Here is a 22,602-nt window from a genome sequence, read left to right on the forward strand (position 1 = left end):
TTTGAATAGTGGAGCTGTCTCTGATGAGGCAGCTTTTTTGCTGTTCTCCGGCGTGGGACGCTTGGCCGGAGTTGAGGACCACATTCTGATGGTCTCCTCCGGTGGGCAGATGCCTCCTCGGATAAGAGACAAAATATTACCGGTCTGCTCCGGTGAAAGAAGCCTCGCCGGAGTTGCGGGGTAAAATATGTACAGCCATTGAAAACACAATATGACTTTAAACGATTTGGTTCAAGTGACAAAGCCGATAGGGTCAGGTATAATCAAATTGTCGAATATTGCGCATAATTCCACCAGAAAGGGGAATGACATGAGGAGAAAAATGTTAGTGACATCGATGGCGGTACTGGGTTTATGGGGGTGCGCGAATGAACCGGATACGGTTTCTGAAGTTGCATCCGCGGACACCGCTTCCGAACAAAACGATGCTGTTTCCGAAAATGAGGAGGAGAAAGTGATTTCCTTCATCGGAGTCGGGGACAACCTGATTCACGATTCCATTTTCCGGGATGCGGAACTGGCGGACGGCACTTATGATTTCAAATTTATCTACGAGAATGTGGCAGAGGATATCGAAGAAGCCGACATCGCTTTTCTGAACCAAGAAACGATCAGCGCTGGGGATGATTATCCCTATTCCGGCTATCCGGCATTCAATACACCGCCCGAAATCGCCCAGGACATGAACAATCTGGGATTTGATTTGGTCAACGGTGCAACGAACCATGCCTTGGATTATGATTATCCCGGCGCCCTCAATTCTCTCGCAGTCTGGAATGAACAGGATAATGTTATCTACACGGGCATTTACGAGAGTCAGGCGGACCGTGATGAAATCAGGACGATCGAAAGAGAAGGCGTCACGTTCTCTTTCTTGACTTATACCTATGGAACGAATGGCATCCAGCCCGACACCTCCTATCGTGTTTCGTACTTTGATGAAGAGCAAATTCGTCAGGATGTGGCCAAAGCGAAAAACGTCAGTGATGCCGTCATCGTTTCGGCGCACTGGGGTGACGAAAATACGCAGGAAGTCAATGAGATGCAGCGCACTTATGCACAATTGTTCGCCGATTTGGATGTCGATGTCGTCATAGGTACCCATCCGCATATTCTGCAGCCAATCGAGTGGGTGACAGGCGTGAATCAAAATCAAACACTTGTGGTCTATTCACTGGGGAATTTCATCGCGCACTCATTGACGGATTACAACACGCTCGGAGGTATGGTGACTTTCGATTTTGTCGTTACGGCTGATGATTCGGTGACCGTCGAAAACGTCCAATTCGAGCCTACCGTTTCGCATTATGCGGCGGACCCGGGAAATGTAGAGAACACAAGGCGTGATTTCAAAATTTATAAATTGGAAGACTACTCGGAAGAGTTGGCTTCAGCGCACGGGTTGAATGACTATGAAGGATTGGAAATAACACCGGATAACTATCTTTCCATCGTGAAGAACGTCATCCCTGCAGAAATGTTGGAGTGATCAAAGAAGTGCAGTAAACGGTACTTACTGTTATATGATGTCTGTGTTGTTTAAATAAATTTTCCGTTGGTAAGTTTTTTGGCGGGAATCATGTGGGAGTAACTGTGGCGCTCTTGCTTAGAGCGTCTTTTTGCTGCTGACGTTATCCTTTGTGATACGACCTGAATGATGTTAAGATGAGGTTGAAAGCGATAACAGTTTCTTTTTGATATAAGGGGGGGATGCGCTATGGATAAAGAAGTTCATCAATTGATCGAAATCGCTGAAATTGCGATGCAGGCGAATGACTTTGCTCATGCTGAGAAAAAATACATCGATGCTTTATATTTGTTGGATGATCCTAAATCGGAAGAATACCAAAAAGTCGTAAACAAGCTGGCGAAGTGTTACTCTGCGCAGGAAAATTTTGCTGGAGCCAAAGAGTGCCTCGAGGAATTGCTGTTTTACGCGAAAAAAAACAAAGACTTGGAGAAGGAAGCCGAGTATCTGCATGCCTTGGCGGTGAATACCCGTTCCTTGGAAGAATACGATTTGGCGTCTCTGATGTGTGAGGAAGAAATCACTTTCCGGCTGACGCATTTTCCAGATGATTATTGCGGGTTAGCACGAAGCTATCATGAAGCGGCCACGCTGTCATTGCTGCAACGGAATCCAATTAAGAGTAAAATTAATTTGTACAAAGCGAAACAGTATGCCGATAAATCTGAAGATGAGGAATGTCAGGCCGGCATTATGCGCGGGCTGGGCGACTATCATTTCACCCTCAGTGAATTGGAAAGAGCCCGGGATTCCTATCTAGAAAGCCATGCCTTATACATGAAAAATAAAAATGAAGAAGCGGCAGATGAATTGCTGGTAAGGCTGAAGCGCGTTGAGGACGCAGGGAGAGGACAGTATTAGGCAGCTTTGGACCTCACAAATCTATTATTAAAATAAGAAAAAGCAACCCGTTTTTTCCAGGTTGCTTTGATTTTCTATAAAATCGATAAAATATCTGAAGGTGTCTTGAAGATGTGATCGGCATCGAATCCTTCTGCCGTATGCGATCCCCATTCTGCCAATCCGAATGCAACAGCGGCATTGCGTGCGCATTGATTGTCGTAAATGGAATCCCCGATGTAGATGGCTTCATTTTCGGCAACGCCTAATCTCCGCAAACATTCCGTCAAAGGTTGTCCGGAAGGCTTGTGTTCTTCGGTATCGCTTGATGTGATGATGACGTCAAAATAGTCATCCAAACCGTATGGCGTGATGTTCAGCTCGTAACTCTCTTTTGTCTTTGAGGTGACAATGCCCAGCAGATGATTGTTTTCTTTTAAATAGCGCAGCGTATCTTCCATCCCGGCAAAAATACTCACGCTGTCCGCGTAAGTTTTCGACTGCGCACTCCACTTCGGATGCAGATCCGCAGCTTGTTCGGGTGTGAAGCCTAAAGATTGCAAGCCTTCCATGCCCGGTATGCCGAAAATCGTACGCATGTCTTCTGGTGTGGCAGGTCGGCCGGCGTGTTCCTGAAGGACATCATCCAGACCTTTGAAGATGGAATCTTCGGTATCCACAATCGTACCGTCGACGTCAAAAATAAATGTATGAATCATTTGAACAGCTCCCTTAAAATAGTTCCTGTCATTATAACACGCTTTGAATAGTAATAAAACGACCCTGAATGATGCAAACGCATTAAGAAAAGGTTACAATGTGCCGTGTTCGTTTGGCAACTGCGTTCATTGGTTATATACTATACCTTTAGGAGCATTCATTGTTGCTAAAAGAATAAGTTCGGTGTTGCCGTTTTTTTATAGAGTAAGGGGAATTGAAACATGGCTTTAAACGAGAAAGAATCAAAAATACTGAGCTACATAAAGGAAAATCCTTTTATTTCGCAGCAAGATTTAGCTACAAAGATTGGCCTGTCACGTCCCGCAGTGGCAAACATCATTTCCGGCTTAGTGAGACGGGGATACCTTTTGGGTAAAGCCTATGTCATCAATGACACGCGACCGATCGTCTGTATCGGCGCTGCCTGCATTGATCGCCGCTATTTTGTGGAAGGTGGTCTTATTCATGGACAATCGAACAATGTCACCTCGCAGACGTCAATCGGCGGGGTTGCCCTCAGTATCGCTGAGAATCTGGGAAGGCTGCAGGAAGACGTCGTTATGCTGTCTCTGGTCGGCGACGATGCGGAATGGCATACAATCGAAGAATCCATGCGTCCATTGATGAAGACGTCCGAAGTGGAAATGGTCCCTGGCTTTTCGACAGGCACTTTTATGGAAGTCATCGATGAGAGTGGGAAAATGATTATTGGTTTAGCTGAAATGGACATTTATGAATACATGCAGCCTAAATGGTTGTTGAAACATCTGGCGACACTGAAGCGGGCAAAGACAATCATCATCGACTCGAATTGTCCAAAGGAAAGCGTGGAACACTTGCTTGAAATCGGCGCGAAGTACAATATCCCGGTCGCCCTAGTCAGCGCATCCTTGCTGAAGCTTTATAATATCCCGGAAAATCTGAAGGGATTGAAACTGCTCATCACGAAGCATGACGAAACTGAGAAACACTTCGGGATAGAAATCAAGGATGATGCATCATTGCGGGAAGCCTTGCAGCTTTGGATGGACCAAGGGGTGCAGCACGTCATCATCACCAGAAATAGTCAGAGCGTCGGATATGCCAGCGAAAAATATGGCATGCACGTCTACGACCTCAAGAACAGCGACAAAGACAGCGACACCTACATCTGGGGAACAAACGAAGCGCTTTGTGCAGGTATCGTGTACTCCTACCTGAGGACGGATGATATTTCGGAAATGATCCAGACCGGCTTGGTGAATGCGGTCATGTCATCAAAATCAGCATACAAAGTGCGACCGAACCTTTCCCAAGCGGTATTGCGTAAGGATGTCAAAGAAATCGGTAAGTTGGAAAGCAGAGAAATTTAGGTGGGCAAGAGCGTTCAACGCTAGTGAAATGCAGCTATCCACTAAGGTGACATTAACTGGAGTTACAAAATAACCAAAAAGAGCCTGCCACCTGGGCTCTTTTTTGGTTTGTAAATTTATCAACCGAAGCACCGCCAATCTTTTGTTTCTTCCGTAAGTATAGTAAAATAAGAGTAAGGAAAGCGTTTTCTGGTTGATTATTCCAAAGGAGTGAGTTTGAATGAATCATTATAAAAACATATTGATCCCGGTTGACGGATCGGAAGCTTCAATCAAGGCGTTCAAACAGGCGGTCCATATCGCTGAAAGGAACGATGCTGCGCTATATCTTATTGCGATACTGGATAAACAGGACAATGCCGAAGAAGCTGCACAGCTGCAGAAAGACAAGGACTCTTTATTCGATGAATTGGACAGATATGCGCGGGCAAACGGGGTCGCGGTGCATAAGGAAATGCGCACCGGTAATCCTAAGGAAATGATTGCGAAAACGCTTGTGGAAGAATGGAATTGTGATTTGATCGTTATGGGTGCGACCGGTAAGGGCACCATCGCAAAATTGGTAGTCGGATCGGTGACGAATCATGTCATCAAACATGCGCCGTGTGATGTATTAATTGTAAGGGAAAATTGATCAGACGCTTTTGACCCAACGAATCAGGAGACGCAAAAAAAGTCCAGTTACTTAAATGTAGCTGGACTTTCCTTTTTTCTAAAAAACGATTTTAGCGGAGCTTCCTTCCGCGGTGCGATCGACTTCGATGTGGACAGGTATCCGCGTCTTCAATTCTTCGACGTGCGAGATGATGCCGACCAAACGTCCGCTACTGTTCAGGGAGAACAGCGCCTCGATTGCGGTATCCAATGATTCGGGGTCCAGCGAACCGAATCCTTCATCGATGAACAGCGTATCGATCTGGATGCCCCCGCTGCGGCTCTGCATCACATCGCTGAGTCCAAGGGCAAGCGCCAGCGATGCCTTGAAACTTTCGCCGCCCGATAACGTTTTGACGCTGCGGGTTTGGCCGGTGTAATGGTCAAATACATCCAGGTCCAGTCCCTTGGCTCCTGCACCTTTGCCTTTGTCTTCCTTCCGCAACAACAGGTAGCGGTTGTTCGTCATTTGTTGGAAGCGCAAGTTGGCGGCTTCGATGATTTCTTCATAGTAGATCGCCAGCACATAGCGTTCGAAGGAAATATAGTCGGTTTCTTTGGTGCCATTGGCTATGTCTGATAAAGTCCTGTATTTTTGGTAATCGGCAATGATCTGCTGCTGCTTTTTGTAGATTGCAGCGATTTCTTGCGCCGCTTTTTTAAGCATTTGTATGTCGCCTGAGAGCTGATCTTTTTGTTCTTCCGATTCGCGGATCGCATTGTCCAAAAGCACTTTCTGATCGGAGCAGGCAGTGATGGTTTGATCCGGATCCAGTGTTGCTGCAGCTTTCCTTTGATCGCGCAAACGGGTCACTGTGACATTCAGATCGTCTTCATGCGTGCGTATTTGTTTCTGTAGATTCAGATACAGTGGCTTATCCAAAATCAGATGGCTGAAAGGTTCTTCCAGACCTGCAGCAGCCAGCACAATAGTGTAGACTGTTTTTGCATCCAGCAAAGCAGTTGTGGCTTCCTCTACCTGAGCTGAGTAGGTGGTCCGGTTTGCAAGGCAAACTGCAATCCGTTTCTCGAGTTCCGTCAGCTCGCTGTTCAGCTTGTTGTATTCATTTGTGTAGGTCTCGATGTTTTCGTTGAGCTGCAGAATCTCTTTTTGGACGGTTGCGAGGTCCTTGTCGCCCAAAACTTGTTTGTCCTGGTCGATTTCGGCCAGCAGATCCCGGTAAAGGGTTTCGTTCAAGAGCAGCGTTTGCTGAAGGGCAATACGGTTCTGGTCGATCTCCTGCAGCTTAGTTTCGATGTCGCTTTGCACCTTTACGAGCGCATCTTCTCCGTCAAGCACCTTCTGCAGATTTTTCATTTCCAACAGGAATGCTTTTTCTGACGCGATCTCCGTATCGCGTTTTTCTTGCTGCTCTTGTTTGTAGCTTGCGAAAGTTTCAGCCGGGACGGCGAATTCATCGAAGAGATCAGCCAGCTGTTTTCGGATGCCGGAAAGTTCGGCAGTTGCCTGTTGGTAATCCGCATAGGCCTGATTCCGTTTTTTCTCCAGCAGCTCCCGGTCCTGATCGGAGAGAGTGTCCGCCGTTTTTTGCGCGGGTGCGGGGTGGTGTGTTGAACCGCAGACGAGGCAAGCCCCTCCGCCAACCAACTGCTCGGCTAAGATGCCGGCGATGTTGCGGTTGTAGAGGAGGGTTTCATCCTTGAACTGTTGATCGACCGTCATGTATGCTTTTTCCAGAATCAGGAATCGCTCGCCTTTTTCAAGTTGTTCAGCCAGCAATTTTTCGGTTTGGGCGATCCTTTTGTGGAGCTGCTCGGATTGCTGCACGTTCATTCTGCAGGCATTCAGTTGCTCTTGAATGATGGAAGCATCCTTTTGGGCTTGTTTCACTTCCGTAAGCCTCTGCTGGCACTGTTCCTGTTTTACTTTTTGCGCTTGCTGGAGTTCCGCATGTTTCTGCAGTTCTTTTGTGGCATCTTCGCAGGCTTTCTGGCAACCGGCCAGTTCTTTCTCTTTCCTCGCCAAGGCGACAAGCTGTTTTTCCTGTTCCTTCACGGCGTCGAGCTGCTCACGCAAGCCTGGGATCAGGGAAATGGCAAGTTCAGCTGCTTCGAACGCTGGTTTTTTATCGCGTGAAGCTTGATTCAGTTGGTCCAAGAGACCGTCATTTTTTTTGGATTGTTCCAGTTTTGCAGTCTGGTTTGCGGCTGCTGCAACGCACAATAATCTTTTTTCCTCGGCTTTGACGGCTTGTTCATGGCGTTCCAACTGCTGTTTCCATCCGACGACAGCAGATTCCTCTTCCTCAAGAAGTTTGAGCCGTGCCTCCAGCTGTGCGATATCTTCCAGCAGTTTGATGGTATCGGTAGCGGATTGGCTTTGGGTTCGCAAAGCCGTGAGCTGCAGTTCTTTGGCGGCACGTTCTTCTTCGAGTACCTCCAACAGTTCCGCGATCCGCAGGAGAATGCGCTCGGTATCCTGCAGGATGAGTACTTCCTGCAGAGCGTCATCGTTGATTCCTGAGGCAAAGGAGTAGGCGGTCTGCAGGGAATCCTGGGCGGAAGTCGCTTGGCTTTGGAGCGATTTCGCTCTCTCCTTCAGTTCATCCTGGAAACTTTTCAAAATTTCGGTCCCGAAGATGTTCCGGAAGATCGTTTCTTTTTCGTTGCTGTTTGATTCCAGCAGTTTTTTGAATTCCCCTTGCGGCAGCATGACGATCTGTTTGAACTGCTCGTAATTCAAGGAAAGCAATTGTTCTATTTCCGCATTGGCATCGCGCGCTTTCGTTGTCACGGTGTCGTCATGATAAAAAGCCACATCAGCCAAAAGATTGATGATTTTCCCGCTCTTTCCGGGACCCATCTGGGCAGGGGAGCGCCTGACGCGGTAAGTCTTGCCGTTGTATTCGAAAGTCAGATCGACGTAGCAGATCGCCTGTTCCGTTGCGAACTGGGACTTGAACGTGTCTTTTTCCCGGCTGCTGCCGCTGGCGACATCGTAAAGTGCGTAGGCAATGGCATCGAAAATCGTGGTTTTGCCGGCACCCGTAGGCCCGCTCACCAGGAACAGCGTCTGGTTCTGGAATTGCGTGAAGTCCAATACGATTTTTTCTTTGTATGGCCCGAAGGCACTCACTTCTAATCTCAAGGGTCTCATCTAATCTTTCCTTCCCAGAGCGGCAAAGACATCCGCAACAATTTTTTGACCGGATTCATCCAATTCTATGGCGCGGTATTGCTCATAAAAGTCCTTGAACAGATCCGGGTAGGAGAGCTGCTGGAGATCCTCGCGGTTATGCTGCAAGGCCACTGATTCATTCTCTCTCCGGCTGACGTATTCGAGGCCCATTGCCTGCGGATAGCGACGGCGCAATTGATTCATCGCATCCAGCACATATTCCGTATCCTCCAGTTCAAAAAACAGGTAATCGTCGGATTGGCCTTTCATCAACTCGGAAAACGTGCTTCTGATCGCGCGCATATCGCGCAAAGGCTTGATGCGGAGGGGTTCTATCTCCAATTTGCCTTTTTCTATCGTTACGATACTCGTCTGCTTTTGATGCGGGGTTTCCGATTTGGAATACTTCAGGATCGAGCCGCTGTAGCGGACTTTGTCGTTTTTGACTTTCTGGGCTTTGTGCAGATGCCCTAGAGCAACGTAATCAAAGTCCTCGAACAGCGACACATCCACGTATTCGGAAGTGCCGATGCTGAGCGGACGTTCGGAATCGGATGGCTCGCTTGTGTCGTTTCCGGCCTGGATCACATAGCCGTGCGCAATCAGGATGTTTACTTCATCCGGGTTCAGCGTTGTTTTGACGGTCGCCAATTGAGCACGAACGGCATCCTCCATATTTTTGATGCTGTCATCCTTAAGCGTTTCCCGGACGTAGACATGATCCGCAAAAGGCAGCAGATAAAAATTGGTTCCCTGGAAGGCAACTTTTCTGATTGTCTCTTTCTTCATGGTTCCCTCTATGTAGAGGCGGCTGTCGGCCAGCAGATCGGAGGCATATTCGATCCGTTCGTTGCTGTCGTGGTTGCCGGCGATGACAAACACAGGCACGCCCAATTCCTTCACCATCCGGGTCAGTGCCTTGTTGGCCAGCGCCACCGCTTCTTTCGGTGGCAAAGCGCGGTCGTAAAGGTCTCCGGCCATGATGATCGCATCGATATCTTTTTCTTTGAGTGTTTCTATCAGCTTCATCAAGTAATGGCGCTGATCGTCCAGCATGGAAAAATCATTGACGATTTTGCCGAGATGCCAATCAGCTGTATGCAGTATTCTCATGGGAAAGTCTCCTGTCCATCGGTTAGTGTTTGTAATAAAAAAGTTGCGCGTATCTTATCGGAAAGGTGAATAAGTTCATTTTCCATTATAACAGACTATCTTGGAGGCGAGCAGGGACAAATGCAGTGGAGTGAGTGAAATGCTAGTGATGTGGACGCTTTTGGGCTATAGTATGGGTATGAGATCAGGATAATAAAGCAGTTGAAGGAGGAGCCGAAATGGATCTGGGGTTAACGAACAAAGTGGCATTGGTCATCGCTTCGAGCCAGGGGTTGGGCAAGGCAGTGGCGAAGGAACTCGTCAAAGAAGGCGCGCACGTCATGCTCACGAGCAGAAGCGAAGACCGATTGGCTGAGGTGAAAGAAGAACTGGAAGCCTTGCATGGTGGAAAGGTCGCTTATTTCCCTTGCGACATCACCAAAAATGAGGATATCCAGAAGCTGGTGGCAAGGACGCATGAAGTGTTCGGGAAAATCGATATTTTGTTGAACAATGCAGGCGGTCCGCCAAGCGGGAAATTTGATTCCTTTTCCGATGAGGCTTGGCAACAGGCTTTCGAATTGAACCTGTTGAGCTATATCCGGATCATCCGCGAAGTGCTGCCCGATCTGCGCAAAGAGGGCGGACGAATCGTCAATATCGCTTCGATTTCGGTGAAGACGCCGTTGCCGAATCTGATTCTTTCAAATACGTTCCGGACCGGCATCGTCGGCCTGAGCAAGACGCTTGCCGATGAATTGGCGCCCGACAACATCCTCGTGAATGTCGTTGCGCCAGGAAAAATCGCAACCGATCGCCTGAAATATCTGAATGAAGCGAATGCCAAAGCGAAAGAGTTGCCATTGGTGGAAGTCGACAAGAACGCAATCGCAGGCATTCCTTTGGGCCGTTACGGTACACCGGAAGAATTCGCGAAAGCCGTCGTTTTCCTTCTTTCCGAGGCGAATACGTATATCACCGGCAGCACACTATATGTGGATGGTGGGGCAGTCAAAGCGATTTGAAGCCGAACCGCCATCCGAAACAGACAGGAGAATGAAATATGGGACAAGTAATCATCAACGCAGACGATTTTGGTCTCACAAATGGCGTGAACTACGGCATCATCGACAGTTTTTTGTACGGCATCACCACCTCGACGACCTTGCTGGCGAACGGAGCCGCATTCGATCATGCAGTGGAATTGGCATCCGATCATCCAGATCTGGAAATCGGGGTCCATCTGAATTTGACGCTCGGGAAGCCACTATTGCCTGATGCAGACAGCATCAGTGCCAATGGGCGTTTCCAAACACGGGAATATGTGCAGCAACATGCTGCGACCCTGGATTTGGATGAAGTTTACGCGGAGTGGCATGCGCAGATCGAAAAGGTGCGTAAGGCAGGCATCAAACCAACGCATTTGGATTCGCACCATCATGTGCATATGTTGGAGCCACTCAACAAAGTCATCCTGTCGTTGGCGATACAGTACGAACTGCCGATCCGGGATCACTTTGAAGGCAGCCATGGGGTGTTGCACACGGACCGTCAATTCGACCTCGGTTTCGCTGCTGAAAAACCGCAGGCTGAATTGGGGATGAGCGTGATGGAAAAATTGGATGACATCATGGCCGTCCTGGAAAAAGCGGATACCTCGGTTGAATTGATCGTCCATCCAGGTTATGTCGACGCAAGTCTGGAACGCTTAAGCAGCCTGCAGAAGGACCGGGCCTACATGGCTGAATTTTTGATGAATTCCGATTTTGCGGATCGGATTCGGGAAGACGAGGCAATCCAGTTGATTTCGTATGCTGAATTGAAAGAATAATGAATCTTGTGATGAAAGGCAGTTCCGTTATGGGGCTGTCTTTTTATATTTATTACTAAATTATAGTGATTATCATTAACGAAAATATGGGAAGTAGTGATAGAATAGAGAAATGAAGCATAGCCGACCTGTACGGCGATTTTTTGGTGTTCGCAACGGTTTCGGCTGCAATTTGAATAATAAAGGAGTAATTTAAAAAATGGCATTATTGGAAATGGAACATCTGAGTTTTGTGTCGGACGGCAAAATCATTCTGGACGACATCACCTATTCGCTGGAGGAGGGTGAGTTTCTCTCGATAACCGGCCCGTCCGGAAGCGGCAAGAGCACTCTGTTGAAAATCATCGCGACCATCCTGTCGCGTACCGAAGGGGAAATACGCTACCAAGGCAAATCGCTGGATGCATACGAGCCCACCGAATACCGCAAGGAGGTTTCCTACACGTTCCAGACACCTGTTTTGTTCGGAAAAACCGTCCGCGACAATTTGGCTTTTCCTTACGAAATCCGCAAAAAGGAATTCTATGAAAAGAAAGCAGTCGCATATCTGGAGTCGCTCGGGCTGCCGAAGGAATATTTGGATAAAGAAATAAATACCTTGTCAGGCGGGGAAAAACAGCGTGTCGCTTTGATCCGCAACGTCCTGTTTCAACCGAAAATCCTCTTGCTCGATGAAGTGACGAGCGCCTTGGATGAAGCGAATCGCCAAATCATCTGGAAATGGCTCCAGGAAATGCGGGAGCATGCTGATATGACGATCATCATGGTCAGCCATAATGAGGAAGAATCAAGCTTGGCAGATAAGAACATCCATATCGTTGCTGGGAAAATCGTAAAAGGGGAGGGGAACTAAGATGGATCTACAAGTCAGTCCAATCACGCTCATGTTGAGCTTTTCATTGGTAATGGTGGGAGTTTACATCTCTTACAAAGAAAAATTAGGCACGGCCAAAGACATTTTGTACAGCATCGCCAGAGCCGTTGTACAGCTGATTGCGGTAGGGTACGTTTTGACGTACTTGTTCAATGTGAACAATACGATCGTCACCTTGGTTATGGTTGCCGTCATCGTCTTCAATGCGTCATGGAATGCCCACAAACGCAGCAGCAGTATCCCGAATTCCTTGAAGATTTCATTGATCGCCATCTCTGCTTCAGCAATCTTGACGTTATCCATACTGGTCCTGTCGGGATCCGTCAAATTTATCCCTTCACAGATCGTTCCGATCACCGGTATGATAGCCGGTAATGCGATGACGACCATCGGCTTGTGTTACCGCAACCTGAATTCCTTGTTCCGCGATCAGCGCCAACAGATCCTGGAAAAACTGTCTCTCGGAGCGACTCCGAATCAAGCCTCGCGCACCATCTTGAGGGAAACGATCAAGTCGGGCATGCAGCCATCCTTGGATTCCGCCAAAACGGTGGGTATCGTCTCCTTGCCAGGCATGATGTCGGGTCTGATGTTTGCCGGTACTGTACCGATGACGGCCATCATGTATCAGATCATGGTGACTTTCATGCTGGTGGCGGCGACAAGCATCTCCTCCTATATCGCCTCTTTCATGGCATACCGCGAATTCTACAATGACAGACAGCAATTGCGCATCTGATTTTGCTCATTCTTTCGGTTGGTCCGCTCTGAAAAGTATGGTATCCTTTCTATTATAAAATTGATTTTGGAGGGAAAACGTTGAGCGGATTAATCTATCGCAGCACCCATCGCATCAAAGGCTATGAATGTGACATCACCGGTGAGATAACTTTGCCATCGCTCGTCAACCTGATGATGGACTTGTCGGGCCAACAAAGCGATTCACTCGGGAACACGAATGATCAGATGTCCGAAAGAGGACTCAGTTGGATCATCGTTCAGTACGACATGCAGATCGAACGCATGCCGCACCGAGGCGAAGAAATCATTCTGGAAACAGAAGCGATGAGCTATAACCGTTTCTTCACCTATCGCCGCTTTCGGGCTTATGATGAGAGCGAACAACTTTGTGTGGAAGTGATGACGAACTTCGTCATGATGGACATCGAGACCCGTAAAATGGTCCAGATTCAAAAAGACTTGCTGACCGTCTATCAGGCCGATGAAATCCGGACGATGGTGCGCATGAAGAAGCCGATCCAACTGGAACCGGAAAACCGCAAGGAACAGGATTTCCGCGTCAGATACTTGGACATCGACTACAATCGCCATGTCAACAACGCGAAATATTTCGATTGGATCATCAACACGATTGATCCGAAATTCATCATGGATCACCAGATGGCTGCCGTTACGATCAAGTACGAAAAAGAAGTCGAATACGGCAACAGCATCACCAGCGTCATGTCGACGAAAGAAGCGGAGGATGGCGAAGTCATCACTGCGCATCGCATCATGAACGGCGAAGACTTGGCCTGCGAAGCCCATATGATCTGGAAAAAAGTATAAAAAGAAAGAGGAACAACCCGAACGCTCGGGTGTTCCTCTTTTTTCGTGCTGGTTTTATGCTTGTTCTTTATAAAGTGCATTGATTCTTGCTTGGACATCCTTATCCGCCAAGAAGTCTTCATAGGTTGTTTCCATTCTGTCCACAACGCCGTTTGGAGTCACTTCGATGATGCGGTTCGCAGTAGTGTTGATGAACTCGTAATCGTGTGAAGTGAACAACAACGCGCCTTTGAAGGCGATCATGCCGTCATTCAAGGCAGTGATGGATTCAAGATCCAAGTGGTTCGTCGGGTCATCCAATACCAAGACGTTTGCTTTGGTAAGCATCATTTTCGATAGGATGATACGTACTTTTTCTCCCCCGGATAGGACAGAAACTTTTTTCATTACGTCTTCACCTGAGAACAGCATGCGGCCCAAGAAGCTGCGCAAGAAGGTATTGTCATCCTCTTCTTTGCCTGCGAATTGGCGCAACCATTCCAAAATAGTGATGTCGGCAACCGGGAATTCGTTCGTGTGGTCCTTCGGCAAGTAGCTTTGTGACGTTGTGACGCCCCATTTGAAAGTACCGCCGTCAGCTTCCATTTCACCCATCAAAATTTTGAAGAGGGTGGTAGTAGCGATATCTTTGCGGCTTGCGAAAGCGACTTTATCGTTTTTGTTCAAAGCAAAGCTGATTTTGTCCAAAATTTTGACGCCATCGATTGTCTTGGAAAGGTTCGAAACGATCAGCAAGTCATTACCGATTTCGCGTTCTGGGGTGAAGCCTACGAAAGGATATTTACGGGATGATGGTTGAATATCATCCAATGTGATTTTATCCAATGTCTTTTTACGTGAAGTCGCTTGTTTGGATTTCGATGCATTTGCACTGAATCGCGCAATGAAGTCCTGCAATTCCTTGATCTGCTCTTCTTTTTTCGAATTGGAATCAGCTGCCAATTTAGAAGCCAATTGACTGGATTGCATCCAGAAGTCGTAGTTACCGACATAAAGTTTGATCTTTCCGAAGTCGACGTCACACATGTGCGTACAAACCGTGTTCAGGAAGTGACGGTCATGGGAAACAACGATGACGGTGTTAGGGAAGTTGATCAGGAACTCGGATAACCATTCGATAGATTCTTTGTCCAAACCGTTTGTCGGCTCATCCAATAGCAATACGTCAGGTTTGCCGAATAATGCTTGCGCCAGCAAAACTTTTACTTTTTGCGGCTCCAACAGGTCGCTCATTTGCTTGAAGTGCAACTCTTCACCGATTCCTAAACCTTGCAAGAGACTTGCAGCATCGGATTCGGCTTCCCATCCATCCAATTCGGCAAATTCGCCTTCAAGTTCGCCGGCTCTGATGCCGTCTTCCTCAGTGAAATCAGTTTTTGCATAGATAGCATTTTTTTCATCCATAATGGCATAAAGACGTTTGTGACCCATGATGACAGTGTCCAGTACTTGATGATCTTCGAAACCATAGTGGTTTTGGTTAAGCACAGCTAAACGTTCATTTGGATCTAAAATGATATCTCCGGTGGTGGGCTGGATGACGCCTGATAAAATCTTCAAAAAAGTAGATTTTCCAGCTCCGTTGGCACCGATGACGCCATAGCAGTTACCAGGGGTGAACTTTAGATTAACATTGTCAAACAACTTGCGATCGGAAAATTGTAGGCTGACATTTGATACGGTAATCATTTTTTTACATTCCTCAATTCTTGTTTATAGTCAATTAATTCTAGCATATTCCTGAAAAAATAAAAGGATTTTAACACAGTGTTTACAAAAAACGAGTAAGATTGTTTCTTTTGTGGCAATCGTTTGTGCTGGTTTGTTGTAATATTGCCGTTATTTTACGGATGACAACCAATGCTTGGGGGACAGATGCGAAAATGAGAAAATGGTAAGTTTTCTTTGGTTAGCGCTGCCAATTCTAGTAACAGGGGAAATGCCGTGATAGAATGGACAAAATTGAAACAGAAAGTGGGCTGAGACTTAATGGATAAGAAATTATCGAATAAAGAATACATATACATAGGCTCCATGCTCTTCGGCTTATTTTTTGGAGCCGGCAACCTGATTTTCCCGGTCCACATGGGACAATTGGCTGGCCAAAACTTGATTCCGGCGATATTAGGGTTTATCGTGACGGCAGTAGGATTGCCGTTTCTGGGCATCGTAGCGATGGGGCTATCCGGTAAGGAAAGCCTGTTGGAAATGGCGAGCAAAATCCATCCGAAGTACGGCGTATTCTTCACAGCGGCACTTTACTTGACGATCGGACCATTCTTTGCGACGCCGCGTACCGCGACCGTCTCGTTCGAGGCAGCCTTTGCGCCTTATCTGGATCCTTCGATGACAAAAATGGCGCTGTTCCTGTTCTCATTGCTTTTCTTCGCGGCTGTGCTGTGGTTCTCACTGAAGCCATCGGAAATTTTGAAATGGGTAGGCAAGGTTCTGAACCCAATTTTCCTGGTTTTTCTTTCGATTCTGATCCTCTTCGGCTTTTTCGCGCCGATGGGTACAGCGAGTGAAATGCCGGTGGATGCGAGCTATCAGACAGGTGCATTCTTCAAAGGCTTTCTGGAAGGGTACAACACGATGGATGCTCTGGCTTCCTTGGCTTTCGGCATCATCGTCGTAACGACGATCCAAGGCCTGGGCGTCACAAAAACGACTACCATCGCGAGGGATACGATAAAAGCCGGAACGATCAGCATGTTGTTGATGGCTGTCATTTACGGTTCGCTGGTTTACTTGGGCGCAACGAGCCGTGGTGTTTTTGAAATAAGCGACAATGGGGGTATCGCCTTAGCGCAAATCTCAAACGAGTACTTCGGCATCTTCGGTGCTGTTCTGTTTGCGGTCATCATCACCGTTGCCTGTCTGAAAACGGCAATCGGGTTGATCACGGCGATCAGCGAAACATTTGTGCTTATGTTTCCTAACTCATTGGACTACAAAAAATACGTCTATCTTTTCACAGCCATTTCCTTCGGGTTGGCGAATCTGGGCTTGAGTCAAATCATCGCGTTTTCGATTCCGGTATTGATGTTCCTTTATCCACTCGCGATCACTTTGATTTTGCTCTCGATAATGAGCAGCCTGTTCAATGACCGGACGATTGTCTACCAGATGACGACCTTGTTCACCTTGCCGTTCGCCTGCGTTGACTTCCTGAAAGCTTTGCCGCAAGGAATCAAGGATGCTGTCGGCATGAACGGTGTCATCGCCTGGACCGATTCAGCGATTCCTTTATCAGATATCGGAATGGGGTGGCTGATCCCATCCGTGATCGGTTTTGCGATCGGCTTGGCGATTTCGAAAAATAGTAAGTTAGCCTAATGACGGCAAAAAAGAAGGTCAGGAGCGCGCAGCTCCTGACCTTCTTTTTCTGCCGTTATTTCTTGAATCTTCGTTGGATTTTTTTTAGCCAGGAATCTCTTTCAGAGAGTGTTGGGATTTCTTTTTCCTTATTCGCTAGTTCCATGAAATACTTTTGCGCATCCACTTCTGGCTTGTCGTTACGGACGTGTCGATAGCTCCCGTCAGGGTGCAGTTCGCGCGCTTTCGTGTTGTCTGCAAGGTAGACATCCATCAAAGACAGGATTTCTTTCTTGATGGCTTTGTCCAGAATCGGAAACTCTATTTCGACGCGTTTGATCATGTTGCGGGTCATCATGTCAGCGGAGGACAGGAAAAGATTATCATCGCCGTTATGATGGAAATAGTAGATCCGGCTATGCTCCAGAAAGCGGCCGACGATGCTGCGGACATGGATGTTTTCGCTGACGCCAGGAACTTGGGGCTTCAGGCAGCAGATGCCGCGGATGATCAGATCGACCCGGATGCCGGCTTGGCTGGCTTCGTACAATTTCATGATGACGCGTTTGTCGGTCAATGAGTTCATTTTCGCGATGATATGCCCATTCCCGAATTGGTTGTGGGAGGCGATTTCGTCGTCGATGTATTCAATGAAGGAATCACGTATTTCGAATGGCGACACGTGCAGGTGATTGTACTCCGGTTGATCCGAATAGCCGCTCAAGTAGTTGAAGAAGTTTGTAGCATCCTCGCCTATTTCCTTGTTTGCAGTGAAGATGGCCATGTCGGTATAAAGTCTGGCTGTCTTGTCGTTATAGTTACCGGTAGCCAGATGGACATAGCGGACTATCCGGTCATTATGTTTCTTAACGACCATCGTGATCTTGCTGTGTGTCTTCAAATGGGTCATCCCGTAAAGGACATGCGCTCCGGCTTCTTCCAATTCCTTGGCCCATTGCACATTGTTCTCTTCGTCGAAACGGGCTTTCAGCTCGACAAGCACAGTGACTTGCTTGCCGGATTCGGCAGCAGTCTTCAACCCTTCGATGATTGGCGAATCTTTGCTGACGCGATACAAGGTCTGTTTTATGGCGATCGTATCTTCATCTTCAGCGGCGCTCTTGATGAAATCGACGACCGGATCGAACGAATCGTAAGGATGGTGCAAGAAGACATCCTGTTTTTCGACCACATCAAAGATGTCTTTTCCGGACAGATCACTCGGTGTCACCGGTGAGAAGCTAGGGAATACATCTTCGGGCCAAGAAATCATCAGAAAGCGCGTCAATTTGCTGAGGAAAGTAAGATCCAGCGGGCCATCGATCAGGTAGACATCGCGATCATCGAGATCCAATTCAGTCTGCAAAAAACGCACATCTCCCTGGAGAGTCTCGATCGTATCGCGGGTGTCTACTTCAAGGCGGACTGCCATCCCGTTTTTGCGTTTCTTCAGGTAATCCTGGATGACCAAAAGCAGATCATCCGCACCATCCTCATGCAATTCCAAATCCGCATTGCGGGTGATACGGCAGCTGAAACTGTTCGTAACGGTAAACCCTTTGAATAAGGTATGAATAAAATGGCGCACGACGTCTTCCAACAGCACGATACCGATGTCGTTTTTATCCTCGTCCAACAAGATGAACCGTTGCAGAGGGGCGGGAACAGGTACAATCGCAATCCGCGTTGTGTCCTCCTTTTCCAAATTGACAAAAATGTGGATCAGTTTGTTGTTTAGGTTAGGGAAGGGGCGGTATGCGTCAATCCCTAACGGCGTTAAGGCAGGGAAAATTTGCTCGTGAAAAGTTTCTTCTATTAGCGCGAATTCGCTTTTGGATAAGTCGCTGATTTTTTTTATGTGGACATTCTTTTCAGCCAATTTATTCAAAAGTTCATAATAGTACTCATATTGTAAGGCGATGTTTCCGTTATTTTTCTCGGAGATGGCAGCCAACTGTTCAACTGGTTTCATATCGGTTTTGCGGTCAGTCATATGGTAGCCAAGTTTGAACTGATCCTGTAATCCGGCAACCCGAACCATGTAGAATTCATCAAGATTGGAACTTGCTATGGATAAAAAGTTCAGCTGTTCAAGCAAAGGGTTCTGGGGATCTTTCGCTTCCTCAATGACACGTTTGTTGAAGTCCAGCCAACTCAACTCTCGATTGAAATAATAATCTGCATGAGCGAGATTGGGTTTACTATCTGATTCCATCATATTACACATCCGTTCGTTCGATTTGTAAGCTTTATTTATAGCATGTTTTTGTTAAATTTCTGTAAATATAATGTTAAGTTTACCATTCAGGAGGCGCTCAATATGCTTGCGCTGACGCTCGGCACGGTACTCTTCGGCAAGAATGTCACCTTTAAAATAGAGCACAAGATTGTGCCCGTTCTTTGTCTTATTGATTTTGATGTCCTGGATGACAGCCATATGGGAGTCGTTGATGGCGTCAGCGAATTTGATGATGCCGCCGAATGATTGCAGCTGATCGATCTGGGTCACTGTGTACCAATCCGTGTAGCCCGTCAGGTACTGGTTGACGAGCGACCGGTTTTTGAAGCTGGCCAATAAAGCGATGCTTACCCGTTCCTTGTGGCTGATGCCATCCAAGTCGCTGTTGGAGATGATGTAGAAAGTATGCTGCGAACTGGCACCGGTCTCGACGAATTGTCCGAGGTAATAAAGGTAACCTCCGAAATGCAACAGTTTCTCCATTTCCGGATTCTTGTCAAAAATTTCCAGTCGGCACAATTCCTCGTACAACATATCGACCAATTTCACCCTTTGTTGGGCGACATGCGCTAAGGTGTGGTAGCTGGCGGCGAGCCTGCTGACCGACTGAGCAGCAATATTGAAAACGCTGAAGGCTTTGTTTTCGTATTTGTTGTTAAGAAATTCCATCACGATGCCTTCGCGCAAGCCTTTGTTGCTGAACAGGAATACGGGGGCCTTCACCTCATCGAAGAGGGTATTGAATACCACATTCGCGGGTATGATCAGATCGGTGCGGTCCCGGCTCAGCCCATCCAGATTCTGCAATTGCGGAATGGTCAATGACTGGAATAAATCGATTGTCTTTTGGAGGTCATTTCGGTACATGCGGTATCCGTGTACGCCCGCTAATCGATAATTGACTTGCCGTTGGTGAACATTCGCGATGCTGCGGGCAGATCCGCCCATGGCTACGATCGGCACTTGTTTTTTGCTGAGCCATTTGATCGATTTGAACTGCTCCTTCACAAATTCCTGCATTTTCTTTATCGCTTTCGGGTCATTGTGTTCTTTGCCGTCAAAGAACATCTGCTTCAAAGTCACGACCCCAAACGGGAAACTGTGGTATTGAAGGAGCTCTTTATTGTCATAGTAAGTGATTTCCGTGCTGCCGCCACCGATATCGATTGTGATGCCGTTTGAGAATTGCGTTGTATGCAGAACGGCATAATTCCCATAAAAGGCTTCTTTTTCTTCCGGCAACAATATCATTTCAATGCCAGTTTTCTTGCGTACTTGCGCCATGATGTCATCGCGGTTGGTGGACTGGCGGATGGCGGCTGTCGCAACAGGCATCAGCGTGCTGACTTGGTACTGATCAGCAACCGATTTGAAACTTTTCAGGACTTTGATAAGGACGTCGATCCCTGCTTGGGACATCTTTTTCTTTTTGTCCAAATATTGAAACAGGCGTGCTGGGGTTTTGATATTCTGGACTTGAAACATCGTGAAGTGTTCATCGATTTCAAAGATGACCAAACGGATGGTGTTGGATCCGATATCGATTAAACCTATTCTCTCTAATAACATGAGCGTCTCCTTCTGAATCCCGGATCTTCCAAGATTCCTCACTTCCCATTTTACTGGAATTCGGCAAGTTTGTCATAAAATTATCTTTTGCTGTTGCTGATTTAGTCAAAAAAAGCAGAATCATGTTACGAAAAGGCATCTTATGTTACGGGGGAGTTACAAAACTGCCCGTTATAAGGCAAAATATATATCGAGTGAATCATTTGATACGAAACGGTAAAAGGAATGCAACCCTACGTCAAGGGAAATTCGATATAATAAAGGAGCATTTTTCAACGAGAAAAGAGAGGCGTGAGATTTTGAATCATAAAAAGCGTATAGGGAAACTGATGTTGGCCGGCTTGGCAGCAAGTCTGACCCTTTCCATTACACAAGTTCAAGGTTCCACCTTAGATAACTTAACCAAAGAAGAACAAAAGATGGAAGCCCAAATTGCTTCTGTGGAAGTGACAATCGGTGAAACATTAGCGTCGATCAACCTGAAGCAAATGGGGATTGATGACCTGAAAGCACAGATTATTGCGACTGAAGAGAGCCAAATCGAGACAAAAGCAGCTATCGAAGCGCAAAAAGAAGTGATCGCTTCGCGGAAAGAACAACTGAAAACGCGGTTAGTTGCCTTGCAGATTTCTGATGCAACGAAGAACCAGGTATTGATGTTGCTGGATTCCGAAAATTTTGCTGATTTCATCAATAGAGCCTATGTAGTCGGTCAGTTGCAAGCTGCCGATAATGAGCAGATCGAATCTGCCATTTCCGAAGAAGAGAAACTGGAGGCATTGGAAGAACAGTTGGCTGAGCAAATCCAAACAGTCAAAGTTGCAGAGAGCCGCCTGAATTCTGAATCCACTGCATTGGCTGAAGAATTGACTTCTTTGAAGGGCATCCTTTCCGACAACCAAACTGTGTTGTCGCAAGTGAAAACGGAGTATGCGGATGAGGCTACCCGTTTGGCTGCCGAAGAAGCGCAAGCAAAAGCTGATGCCGAGGCGGTTGCAGCCAAAGCATCGGAAGAACAACAAGTTGCAGAATCGAGCAGCGCTGCCACCGTTGCCGAATCTGCATCGTCTGCAGCTTCATCATCCGTACAAGAGAGTGCTGTCGCATCATCCGTACAAGCACCGGTTAGCCAAATCACCGACAGTTCCGTTGCTTCTGTTGAAGTTGCGCCTGTCGTGACCGTCACTGCTCCAACTGTGGCAGAAACACCGGCTGCACAAGGAAAAACGTTGGTCGTATCGGCAACAGCCTATTCGCGCCACGAAGCGGGCCTATCCAACTTTACCGCTACAGGCATCGACTTGTCGGTCAATCCGATGGTTATTGCGGTTGATCCTTCCGTGATCCCGCTGGGAAGCTTAGTCAGCGTACCGGGCTATGGCATCGCGATTGCCGGGGATACCGGTGGAGCGATCATAGGAAATAAAATTGACTTGCACATGGAAGACCTAAACGCCGCGCTTTCATATGGCAGACAGACTTTGACAATCACGATATTACAATAAAAATAAAGAATCGGGTTATCTCAAAAAAATTGAGGTAGCCCGATTCTTTTTGATTGGTTGGCGAGTCTCGAACTCTCGAACTCGCGAATTCGCGAATTCTCCACCTCCGATGAAGCGAAAACTGCCCGGAGCTGAGGTGAAAGAAGCGATCACTCCTCCGGGGAGCCCCCCTTCGTAGGAGGTCGCATCACGGTCGTCTTTTCAGCTCCGGCCAAGCCATGGCTCCCCGGAGCTGCGGCCCGTTTACGAGTGTCACGCACGCTCCTCCGGTCAAGCAATTCTCATTTTCCGTATTCCATAAAAAAACAAAGGTTGCCCTTTTTTTGGTATGCCACCCGTCAATAGGACAGTAAAATATTTAAACAGTTTTACAGA

17 protein-coding genes are annotated in these 22,602 nt (G+C 47.3%); 11 read left to right on the top strand and 6 right to left on the bottom strand.

Annotated elements, in window-relative coordinates:
- Positions 1-310: 310 nt before the first annotated feature.
- Positions 311-1,489 (top strand): CapA family protein, encoded by a 1,179-nt coding sequence (locus C7R73_RS12965; protein WP_161525953.1) that lies wholly within the window; start codon positions 311-313, stop codon positions 1,487-1,489.
- Positions 1,490-1,717: 228 nt separating this feature from the next.
- A complete protein-coding gene (locus tag C7R73_RS12970; RefSeq protein ID WP_106450907.1) occupies positions 1,718-2,389 on the top strand; it encodes a hypothetical protein in 672 nt (223 codons plus the stop codon).
- A 74-nt stretch (positions 2,390-2,463) separates the two neighbouring features.
- Here C7R73_RS12970 and C7R73_RS12975 read toward each other — a convergent pair whose 3' ends face one another.
- Positions 2,464-3,087, bottom strand: coding sequence for an HAD family hydrolase (locus tag C7R73_RS12975; protein WP_106450908.1), 624 nt, complete (start codon positions 3,085-3,087; stop codon positions 2,464-2,466).
- A gap of 222 nt (positions 3,088-3,309) precedes the next feature.
- Between C7R73_RS12975 and C7R73_RS12980 the strand changes: the two genes are divergently transcribed.
- Entirely contained in the window at positions 3,310-4,440 is a 1,131-nt protein-coding gene (locus tag C7R73_RS12980) for a carbohydrate kinase (RefSeq protein ID WP_106450909.1), read from the top strand.
- 220 nt (positions 4,441-4,660) lie between these two features.
- On the top strand, positions 4,661-5,074 hold the full coding sequence (locus C7R73_RS12985) for a universal stress protein (protein WP_106450910.1): 414 nt from the start codon (positions 4,661-4,663) through the stop codon (positions 5,072-5,074).
- Positions 5,075-5,152: 78 nt separating this feature from the next.
- Here the strand turns inward: C7R73_RS12985 and C7R73_RS12990 are convergent, their stop codons facing one another.
- Both C7R73_RS12990 and C7R73_RS12995 read right to left on the bottom strand, forming a co-directional pair.
- Positions 5,153-8,212: an AAA family ATPase gene (locus C7R73_RS12990; protein WP_106450911.1), complete on the bottom strand. Its 3,060-nt coding sequence runs from the start codon at positions 8,210-8,212 to the stop codon at positions 5,153-5,155.
- Complete coding sequence (locus tag C7R73_RS12995) at positions 8,213-9,346, bottom strand: exonuclease SbcCD subunit D (protein ID WP_106450912.1); 1,134 nt, start codon at positions 9,344-9,346, stop codon at positions 8,213-8,215.
- A gap of 218 nt (positions 9,347-9,564) precedes the next feature.
- On the opposite strand from C7R73_RS12995, the gene C7R73_RS13000 reads away from it, so the two are divergent.
- The 5 genes from C7R73_RS13000 to C7R73_RS13020 all read left to right on the top strand — a co-directional run bounded on the left by C7R73_RS13000 (position 9,565) and on the right by C7R73_RS13020 (position 13,599).
- The gene (locus C7R73_RS13000) at positions 9,565-10,350 is read left to right on the top strand and encodes an SDR family oxidoreductase (RefSeq protein WP_106450913.1); all 786 of its coding nucleotides are present in this window, start codon (positions 9,565-9,567) and stop codon (positions 10,348-10,350) included.
- 38 nt (positions 10,351-10,388) lie between these two features.
- Positions 10,389-11,156: a ChbG/HpnK family deacetylase gene (locus C7R73_RS13005; RefSeq protein ID WP_106450914.1), complete on the top strand. Its 768-nt coding sequence runs from the start codon at positions 10,389-10,391 to the stop codon at positions 11,154-11,156.
- Between the two features lie 199 nt (positions 11,157-11,355).
- Entirely contained in the window at positions 11,356-12,009 is a 654-nt protein-coding gene (locus C7R73_RS13010; RefSeq protein WP_106450915.1) for an ABC transporter ATP-binding protein, read from the top strand.
- A 1-nt stretch (position 12,010) separates the two neighbouring features.
- On the top strand, positions 12,011-12,769 hold the full coding sequence (locus tag C7R73_RS13015; RefSeq protein WP_106450916.1) for an ABC transporter permease: 759 nt from the start codon (positions 12,011-12,013) through the stop codon (positions 12,767-12,769).
- Positions 12,770-12,849: 80 nt separating this feature from the next.
- Positions 12,850-13,599, top strand: a complete 750-nt coding sequence (locus C7R73_RS13020; protein ID WP_161525954.1) for an acyl-[acyl-carrier-protein] thioesterase — start codon at positions 12,850-12,852, stop codon at positions 13,597-13,599.
- 54 nt (positions 13,600-13,653) lie between these two features.
- Here the strand turns inward: C7R73_RS13020 and C7R73_RS13025 are convergent, their stop codons facing one another.
- Complete coding sequence (locus tag C7R73_RS13025) at positions 13,654-15,288, bottom strand: ABC-F family ATP-binding cassette domain-containing protein (RefSeq protein ID WP_106450918.1); 1,635 nt, start codon at positions 15,286-15,288, stop codon at positions 13,654-13,656.
- Between the two features lie 300 nt (positions 15,289-15,588).
- Between C7R73_RS13025 and brnQ the strand changes: the two genes are divergently transcribed.
- Positions 15,589-16,935 carry a branched-chain amino acid transport system II carrier protein gene (gene brnQ, locus C7R73_RS13030; RefSeq protein WP_106450919.1) on the top strand — a complete coding sequence of 449 codons (1,347 nt, stop codon included), beginning with the start codon at positions 15,589-15,591 and terminating at the stop codon, positions 16,933-16,935.
- A gap of 55 nt (positions 16,936-16,990) precedes the next feature.
- On the opposite strand, the gene C7R73_RS13035 is transcribed toward brnQ, so the two are convergent.
- Both C7R73_RS13035 and C7R73_RS13040 read right to left on the bottom strand, forming a co-directional pair.
- The gene (locus C7R73_RS13035; protein ID WP_239992644.1) at positions 16,991-19,132 is read right to left on the bottom strand and encodes an RNA degradosome polyphosphate kinase; all 2,142 of its coding nucleotides are present in this window, start codon (positions 19,130-19,132) and stop codon (positions 16,991-16,993) included.
- A gap of 51 nt (positions 19,133-19,183) precedes the next feature.
- Entirely contained in the window at positions 19,184-20,722 is a 1,539-nt protein-coding gene (locus tag C7R73_RS13040) for a Ppx/GppA family phosphatase (RefSeq protein ID WP_106450920.1), read from the bottom strand.
- A 299-nt stretch (positions 20,723-21,021) separates the two neighbouring features.
- On the opposite strand from C7R73_RS13040, the gene C7R73_RS13045 reads away from it, so the two are divergent.
- Positions 21,022-22,227, top strand: coding sequence for a 3D domain-containing protein (locus C7R73_RS13045; protein WP_161525955.1), 1,206 nt, complete (start codon positions 21,022-21,024; stop codon positions 22,225-22,227).
- Positions 22,228-22,602 lie beyond the last annotated feature (375 nt).

Origin of the sequence: Trichococcus alkaliphilus (assembly GCF_003008695.1) — a bacterium.
Lineage (GTDB): Bacteria > Bacillota > Bacilli > Lactobacillales > Aerococcaceae > Trichococcus > Trichococcus alkaliphilus.